Source organism: uncultured Escherichia sp., from assembly GCF_948475835.1.
Lineage (GTDB): Bacteria > Pseudomonadota > Gammaproteobacteria > Enterobacterales > Enterobacteriaceae > ECMA0423.
Genome location: NZ_CAOLGM010000166.1, coordinates 1 through 8050 on the forward strand (window position 1 = coordinate 1; position 8050 = coordinate 8050).

The 8050-nt window shown below is 42.2% G+C and carries 9 protein-coding genes; 1 reads left to right on the forward strand and 8 read right to left on the reverse strand.

What is annotated here, in order from left to right:
• From QZF50_RS21450 to ycgZ, 8 genes are all read right to left on the reverse strand, one after another.
• A partial coding sequence (locus QZF50_RS21450) for an ECIAI39_1904 family autotransporter adhesin (protein WP_356947819.1) occupies positions 1–2275 on the reverse strand: 2275 nt, incomplete at its 3' end.
• Positions 2276–2391: 116 nt separating this feature from the next.
• Positions 2392–2601 carry a hypothetical protein gene (locus QZF50_RS23765; protein WP_001307135.1) on the reverse strand — a complete coding sequence of 70 codons (210 nt, stop codon included), beginning with the start codon at positions 2599–2601 and terminating at the stop codon, positions 2392–2394.
• Positions 2602–3000: 399 nt separating this feature from the next.
• Entirely contained in the window at positions 3001–3219 is a 219-nt protein-coding gene (gene ymgF, locus QZF50_RS21455; protein ID WP_001299921.1) for a cell division-associated protein YmgF, read from the reverse strand.
• 131 nt (positions 3220–3350) lie between these two features.
• Entirely contained in the window at positions 3351–4874 is a 1524-nt protein-coding gene (locus tag QZF50_RS21460) for a cyclic diguanylate phosphodiesterase (RefSeq protein ID WP_001748310.1), read from the reverse strand.
• 331 nt (positions 4875–5205) lie between these two features.
• Positions 5206–5454 carry a protein YmgC gene (gene ymgC / locus QZF50_RS21465; protein WP_001065752.1) on the reverse strand — a complete coding sequence of 83 codons (249 nt, stop codon included), beginning with the start codon at positions 5452–5454 and terminating at the stop codon, positions 5206–5208.
• Between the two features lie 112 nt (positions 5455–5566).
• Entirely contained in the window at positions 5567–5833 is a 267-nt protein-coding gene (ariR, locus tag QZF50_RS21470; RefSeq protein ID WP_000888772.1) for a biofilm/acid-resistance regulator AriR, read from the reverse strand.
• Positions 5834–5861: 28 nt separating this feature from the next.
• Positions 5862–6134: a two-component-system connector protein YmgA gene (locus QZF50_RS21475; RefSeq protein WP_000857995.1), complete on the reverse strand. Its 273-nt coding sequence runs from the start codon at positions 6132–6134 to the stop codon at positions 5862–5864.
• A 42-nt stretch (positions 6135–6176) separates the two neighbouring features.
• Positions 6177–6413, reverse strand: coding sequence for a regulatory protein YcgZ (gene ycgZ / locus QZF50_RS21480; RefSeq protein ID WP_000554144.1), 237 nt, complete (start codon positions 6411–6413; stop codon positions 6177–6179).
• 313 nt (positions 6414–6726) lie between these two features.
• Here ycgZ and bluF point away from each other — a divergent pair, with 313 nt between their 5' ends.
• A complete protein-coding gene (gene bluF / locus QZF50_RS21485) occupies positions 6727–7938 on the forward strand; it encodes a blue light-responsive regulator BluF (protein ID WP_001299269.1) in 1212 nt (403 codons plus the stop codon).
• Positions 7939–8050: the final 112 nt, after the last annotated feature.

Consider the following 8050-nt stretch of genomic DNA (forward strand, 5'->3'; position numbering starts at 1 on the left):
CATTATCACCCAGCTGCACGCCCACATTCCCCCAGACGCTGGCCGCTGGATTCAGGTTGCCATTTACGCCAAGTTTAATTTCCCCCAAATTACTCGCCCCATCTTGTTCGACTTTCACACCGTTCATTGAGACAGCAAAATCTTTACTGTTATGGATCCAGTTCATTTCAACAAAAGGTTCAAAGTCGTCACCGTGCGGACCGCTGTTTTTCTCCTGAGTACGAATAAAGGTGCGGAAACCAAGTCGGGTCTGGATGTTGTTATTTGCGTCATTCTCAATACGTGAGCCATTGGCTTCGGTGTGCGCATTATGATCGACGCCCATCCAGATAGCCTGTGCCTGTGGCTGGAATATCCACGTGTATTTCGCCGCTTCCAGACCAAAGGATTTATTCAGGGCAAAGCCGTAACCCGCTTCCAGCGAGACGGTTGCGCCTTTCGCACTATAGGATTCATAGGCTAATTCATCCCCTTTCACCGAGTTTTTAAACCAGCTATATTGCGCCCAGGCGTCAATGTATGCGCCTTTTTTACTGATGTCATCGGCAAACCAAATGGCATACAGCCCTGCGCAATAGCCTCTGACACTCCCTTTCGAACGATAATCCGACACGCTGGAATGAGTTGAGTTGTAGTCGCGGGCATAACCAGCCATCACTCCCAAACGCCAACTGTCACTGTCGGTAAAACCACCGGTTAACAGCTCGGCCCCTAACTGCGAGACGTAGCGATGCGAGGTCGTTCTCAACTGTCCGTTGCTGTCACGCCAGGCATTATGCCCGCCAATTTGACGTAGCCAAAGTCGGCTTGAACGCTCCTGTTCAGTTACAGGATCGATGTAGCGCATTTCACCCGCACGGTCGTTCAGACGCATAACAAAAAGAGTGTTAGCGGCTGCCAGGTTGGCGACGTAACTTCCAGCTTCGAGGCGCAGGACGGGGGTAGGCGCAACAGTAGGCGCTGAACTTCCTCCGGAGTTTGTTTCACCGCCGCTCGTTGCCTGGAAGTTAGTCAGATACCAGTTTTTATTGGTCGCTTCGGTATTACCTCGGGTTAATGAATATTCGTAGGCACCGGCGAAAATCCTCGAATCCTTAATAAATTCCCCATTTGATTCCCCCTCAACGCTGATAATCTCTATCCCATTTAACGTGTAAGCTCCGCTGCCTCCTGCATTGGTAACTTTAACTCGGGTTGTTCCAGAGGTATTTCCATTAATAACGACTTTATCCGTAGCTGAATTATCATCACCCAATTCAGTTCTGAGATGCAATACGCCATTATTACCAACGTAATTTTCAGTTATTGTTAATCTTGTTGGTTCGACATCCCGTCCATCTGCCCGGGAAATATAGACCGTACTATTATCAACCGTGAGGTTGCTCACCGTTGAGTCAGCTTTAATATCCCAGGTACTATTATCTGAAAGCGACAGATAGGTATGAGTGTTAACATCTGTTGAAATATTAGCTGAACCCGTTATTTTTGAATTAGTTGCATCGACGGTCAAATGACCTTTAATATTATTGATAAAAACATCTGCAGCCGATGATACCTCACTATCCGTAATGGTCACGTTACTCGTCTCATTTTTATGGTAGAGGATTTCATTTGCTGACCGTAGTGAGCTACCAGATAAAATATCTACCGTTGCTTCCTGACCATTTATGGAAGACTCCAGCACAATTCCAGACCCCTGATGCGCGACTGCAGATGTATTTTTCAGCGTCACCGTGCCGCCATTATAAATTTTAGCAGTCGCGGCGTCAGGACCCGTTGTATAAATTTCTCCCTGGTTAAATGAAACTGTCCCCTGGCGGGCAGCGATGGCATGAGCATTGTCCCCATGCGTGGTGATATCAACATCGGTTAATGTAACGCTGGCATTGGTATAATCAAGCGTGTCACCAGCCTTGACGACAGTGCCATTAGCGTACGCGGCATAACTTTCTGTTCCGTGGGTTGTGATCTCCCCTTTTGCCATATCCAGTTTTGCTATGGCATTATTTTCATTACTTCCTGTATCGGTAGTACTTTCTTCATCAAGAGAAGATACACACGCACGCGCGCTTCCGGGAGATGCACACGCAAGAACGCCGACTGCGTGATTACCCGCAGTAACAATAAATGTATCATCTCCGTCAGAAAAAGAGGGGGTAACCGAACCGTCAGAGTTGACTCTTATTATGGTGTCAGTATTCAGGTTTCCACTCGTTTGACTTAGCAAACCAATTGAGTAATCCCCCGTTGTGACAATCGTGTTTTTACCCTGCAAAATAACAGCACCGCCAAATTCACTTACGATTGCGCTAGCTGTTAATGCTGTGCTTAGAGGACTATTGTCAGAAGGATATAAACCGCCCGTTGTTACAATGACGCCATTGTTAATGGTTAACTTGCTACCCTCTCCTGCAACGGATACCCGTAACTTCCATTACCCGTTGTTATAACTAGCGCATTATCAATATCTTTTACTTTTCCATCTTTTATTGCCACAGCATGTTTATATTCATCGTGCTGAATAAACTGTTCAGCATATGCATTACCCACCGCCAGAGCAATAAGTCCCAAACTAAACCCGGGGAGTTTTTTCAGTTTCATAGATTAACCATCCATTCATTGGATTAACAAACATTCCTGGTCAAATAACCTATGAGCTCAGATTACCAAAACGGAGGGTAAAGACAAAAACAAAAGCACAAAAAATTTAAATAGATAAACAGCGACAATATATAAATGATAAATAAGTCGGCATTATCATTTTTCACCTTATTTTCATGACATTGATCACTTTGAGGTGACGATTTTGTTTAACAAATAACTCTTCGACATCACAATCATTGATAGTTGCAATAAAAATTATTTCAATGACATATAAAAACAACTGTGATAACACCAGGGTTGACAACTATTTGCGCAATAATTCCTTTACTTCAATGATCCAGGCATTCACTGCCAGCAACCCATTCAGCCGCATACTGACAGTGAGAAACTGAAAGATTATTGCTGATCCCTGTGGCTGACGAGTCTTTCCCTTAATCGATTAACCAGATTGATCGCCAGCCAAACAAGGGCATTAAGCAAATTTATCGTCACAAGCACTTCTCCCAGCCCGGTACTGGGTTTTGCAATAAGGATGACCAGGAGGGTGATCAGCATAAATGCAATGGAAAAGATGATATAGAGAGTGAAATAATCCAGATTATTACTATTGTTCATGCTACTAATGGCAATCCTGTCAAAACTTTCAAACAATTATAGCAAACAAAATAATGAACAATAGTAACAAGAGGCAACGAGCTAATTAGCTGTCTATAATTACACCGCACTATGGCCTTACTGATCAATTTTCACTCAACCACAACCTTCACCTTCGGTTTAGAAAGGATAATTTTGACCAGGTCGATGTATGTAACAGGTTTATAGAAATAATAACCCTGCTGAAATGTGATATTATTTTGGTTCAGATAGTCAAGTTGTTCTTTCGTTTCGACACCTTCAGCGACGATACTGATCGAAAGTTTACGCGCCAGATCCAATACACAATCCAGAATTCGGGTTGATTCTGGGTCTGCGTTTACGCGGCCAACGAAACTGTGATCAATTTTGATATAATCAATATGCAGGTCATGAAGATAAGAAAGCCCTGAGTAGCCAGTACCGAAATCATCCAGCGCGATGACAAAACCATTTTCATGCAGAATGTTCAACCGCTGAACCAGACTTTCATCAACATTCAATGGCTCACGCTCGGTGACTTCCAGAACAAGGTTTAAATCGCGGCGGGTAAAACTGTCACGGAAATTTAAACACTCGTCGACAAACGTCGGCGAAATAATATGCGAAGCGCTAAAATTAATTCCAATATGAAAACCTTCCGGCAATTTACTCGCGATAGCGTTCATCTGTCTGGCAACCTGATTCATCAGGCTTTGCGTAAGCGGAACGATTAATCCGGATTTTTCAGCAAGTGGAATAAATGCCGCGGGTGATATATATCCACCGTGAGGTTGTTTCCAGCGGGCTAACACCTCAACTCCCCGCAATGTCCCTTCCCGACCATTTACCACAGGTTGGTAAAAAGGGACGATCTCCCCATTATTTATTGCCCGTCGCAGGATCTCTTCAGGCGTTGCGCTTTTATTGAAATATCTATCAAGCAGGAAGGCAGCGGCGCAGGCGATTAACAGAATAAATATTAAAATCCCAAAGCCTTTATCGATAAGTCTGTAGAAGCTAAAGAGTGGCGGCGGGTTAAAGATAATAGTGAAATGATATTTTGTGGAGTGAACCTTCTCGGTATAGGGATAATGTCCATTAAGCGTCATCACATCACTCGTTGGTCCAATAATGTCATCCGCCACGCGTAATACATACCTTACCCCTTTCAAGGGTACATTAAGTGCCCCACGGATATGCTGATCGCTTATCGTAACCAAAATGCGCGTATCTGCAAATTGGTTCTGATAGAGCAGGATAGGTAATCTATTAACGGTGTCGATTGCTGGAGCCAACAGTAAATTACTGTCCGGGAAAACAGGAATACGAGACAACAGGACCCGATTCCCAGGCAGGGATGTACACCAGACTATTCCCTGTTTGAGAATGATGATTGTGCGCAGGTGAGGTTTCAGAGCTGCTTCAGTGCCAAGCTGATATTGCTCCTCGAGGTTGCATTCCTTCCCGGCAATGTTAACCGCTGTTTGAGTCGCTTGTGACGCTTCTTCAAGTATATGATTGATATTGTTGGCGGCATATCTCGCTCCCGCCAGGTACTCTGCTTTTGCGGAATACCAGAGCTGGATGTTCAAAATAGCGACACCGGTAATAAACAAGCATATCGCAACGAGGATGGGTATGAGTGTATTGCGCATTTGCTTGTCCCGGCCAAAGGGTTTAATACATGAAAATGCCATTCATTCGCTCGCGCTGGCATCTACAGAGAGCATGGTAGAGAGCATAAGAAATATCCACGCCGAAGATAAAATTTTCTCCATCTTGATCTAACCCATTAATTATTGAGCATAATGTAGGCAGTACAAAATAAGTTAGGCGGGATATCAGGCGTCAAGAATGGAGAGCGAGAACTCTCCATTCTTGACACCTGATATTGCGGACATAATAAGAAAGCATAACGCCTGAAATGCTCACTTTGCATCAGCATGGTGATACAGCTGATGTTTATTCTAAAACCTTACTCAAGTTCTAAGAGAGCACGGATTCCCTGTCATTAATAATGATATCCGTTAGTGTAGTCTTATGCATTTCAATGTACTGCAATATTTGCAGATAGAGATCAGAAAGAATCACACTGGTTTCATCTTTTAAACGCAAGCGTAAAGCCTGATCAATAATATGACTATCAACATACCCATGCGTCATGAACACCTCCCTCTCGAGATTTTTAAACAAAGCACATTGAAAAATAAATCTCTCTGGGATTGAATTATTCATGTCAGCCTCGTAGAAATATTAACCCAATAAAATTATGCTGTGTATAGTCTAAAGCGACAGACAAAAATAAGATGAATGAGTTTTCTATAAACTTATACTTAATAATTAGAAGTTACATATCATCAGCTGTGTATCGCAACACGATTTCCAGTGTTTTTCTAATCACATCAGCTTTGAGAATATCACTTGTTGTTTCCAGGGAGTGTATCAGACTTAAGATAATATTTTTATTATTAACATTATCGCCTGAAAGCATTAAATTGGTGACAGCCTGCCCTAACACTGCCGACTCTTCTTCTAACAAATTACCCGAACTGCGAAAGTAACTTGCTAACGCTTTATCAGTTATTGCATTATGAATTGTAGTATCTTCAAGCATGGTAACCTCTCATCTTACTTATGAAATTTTAATGTATTCTGTTTATTTTCTTACCATTGAACATACTTTTATTGTCAGCTGTCGCTGTTCTTCGGTTTGGCCCTCCTGAATCACTATTGCTAAAATCACGAATTATGCTGTCAATTAAATCGCGTCGGAAAGCATCTTCCTCAGCCGATTTCATTACGAGTAATTGCTTAATAAGAGTCTGCAATGAAAAATTTATCTTCATGCGCAGTATCTGGATCACCGCCTGGCCAGTAATTTCATATTTTATACGTTCATTATCAGATGTCTTCATAACGACTTCATAGCTAACCTGTTAAATAATCAGGCTGTTGCATTATTCAAAAAGCAACCCAATTAGTGCATTATAATGTTTCTGTTCCTCTTCCCCAGTCGCGTGTTCCAGTCGGCAAAGAAGTTTGGCACAAAGCGACTTTCGACTCAGATTACGTCCATCTTTCAAAATCTCAGTCACAATTTCCCCGAGAGTTTCCTGCTGAGTAGGCAAGTTAGCTTTTGCAAAGTAACGAGTGATTGCTCCCGCAGAATCTAAAGTCACTGAATTTTGATGCATGCTACGCCTCTGTTAAAAATGTTAATCAATGTTAAGTGAGGTAACAATAGCAAACTTGTACGAAATATGTGTACAGAATGATAAATTAATTTTTTGCAATTAGTGCTAATGCATATAAAACAATGTGTTATGATAAAACATATTGCATCATTTAACTGACAATCTATACAAGATTTTTCGCCAACTAGTGTTCAACTTTTTCCATTTTTTATCAATGTAAAGAAACGGTTATGTTTTGGTATTAAAAGAAAGACACAAGAAGATATGTCTGTTACCGTCTTACTCTCGCCTCACCCATTACCCTGGATTGTTAATGCTTACCACCCTTATTTATCGTAGCCATATACGTGACGACGAACCTGTCAAAAAAATCGAAGAAATGGTTTCGATAGCAAATCGCAGGAACATGCAGTCTGACGTAACAGGGATCTTACTGTTTAATGGTTCTCATTTTTTCCAGCTTCTGGAAGGTCCGGAAGAACAGGTTAAAATGATATATCGGGCTATATGCCAGGATCCACGGCACTATAATATTGTTGAGCTGCTGTGCGATTACGCGCCTGCTCGCCGTTTTGGCAAAGCGGGAATGGAATTATTTGATTTGCGCCTGCACGAGCGAGATGACGTTTTACAGGCCGTATTCGACAAAGGCACATCAAAATTTCAGCTAACTTATGATGACAGAGCGCTACAATTTTTTCGTACTTTTGTCCTTGCAACCGAACAATCAACCTATTTCGAGATCCCTGCCGAAGACTCCTGGCTTTTTATCGCTGACGGATCTGATAAAGAACTTGATTCCTGTGCCCTTTCACCAACTATAAACGACCACTTTGCCTTTCATCCTATTGTCGATCCCTTATCGCGGCGGATAATCGCTTTTGAAGCCATTGTGCAAAAAAATGAAGATAGCCCATCAGCCATAGCGGTTGGGCAGCGTAAAGACGGGGAAATCTACACAGCGGATCTCAAAAGTAAGGCGCTTGCATTCACGATGGCACACGCACTTGAGCTCGGTGATAAAATGATTTCAATCAATCTATTACCTATGACCCTGGTTAACGAACCTGACGCAGTCTCTTTTTTACTTAATGAAATAAAGGCCAATGCTCTGGTGCCTGAACAAATCATCGTTGAATTTACTGAAAGTGAAGTCATATCTCGGTTTGATGAGTTTGCCGAAGCGATTAAATCGCTAAAGGCTGCTGGTATCAGTGTAGCAATTGATCATTTTGGCGCAGGTTTTGCTGGTTTGTTACTCCTGTCACGCTTCCAGCCTGACAGAATTAAAATCAGTCAGGAATTGATTACCAATGTTCATAAAAGTGGGCCACGGCAGGCAATTATTCAGGCGATCATAAAATGCTGTACATCACTTGAAATTCAAGTCAGTGCTATGGGCGTGGCAACACCAGAAGAGTGGATGTGGCTTGAATCCGCAGGAATTGAGATGTTTCAGGGAGATCTGTTTGCTAAAGCTAAATTGAATGGTATCCCTTCCATAGCGTGGCCAGAGAAAAAATAATTTTCAGCACATTCTTTCACATGATTTCAGTAAATCATCGTGAAAATGAATACGTTACGTTTAAATTTAATCCACATTAAAAATAATGTTTCTTCCAATTTAGCTGAAATCT

Bases quoted from the DNA above. Each gene is read 5' to 3' on its own strand.
- bluF (WP_001299269.1), top strand. From the start codon at position 6,727: ATGCTTACCACCCTTATTTATCGTAGCCATATACGTGACGACGAACCT.
- ymgF (WP_001299921.1), bottom strand. From the start codon at position 3,219: ATGAACAATAGTAATAATCTGGATTATTTCACTCTCTATATCATCTTT.
- ycgZ (WP_000554144.1), bottom strand. From the start codon at position 6,413: ATGCATCAAAATTCAGTGACTTTAGATTCTGCGGGAGCAATCACTCGT.
- QZF50_RS21475 (WP_000857995.1), bottom strand. From the start codon at position 6,134: ATGAAGACATCTGATAATGAACGTATAAAATATGAAATTACTGGCCAG.
- ymgC (WP_001065752.1), bottom strand. From the start codon at position 5,454: ATGAATAATTCAATCCCAGAGAGATTTATTTTTCAATGTGCTTTGTTT.
- QZF50_RS21460 (WP_001748310.1), bottom strand. From the start codon at position 4,874: ATGCGCAATACACTCATACCCATCCTCGTTGCGATATGCTTGTTTATT.
- ariR (WP_000888772.1), bottom strand. From the start codon at position 5,833: ATGCTTGAAGATACTACAATTCATAATGCAATAACTGATAAAGCGTTA.
- QZF50_RS23765 (WP_001307135.1), bottom strand. From the start codon at position 2,601: ATGAAACTGAAAAAACTCCCCGGGTTTAGTTTGGGACTTATTGCTCTG.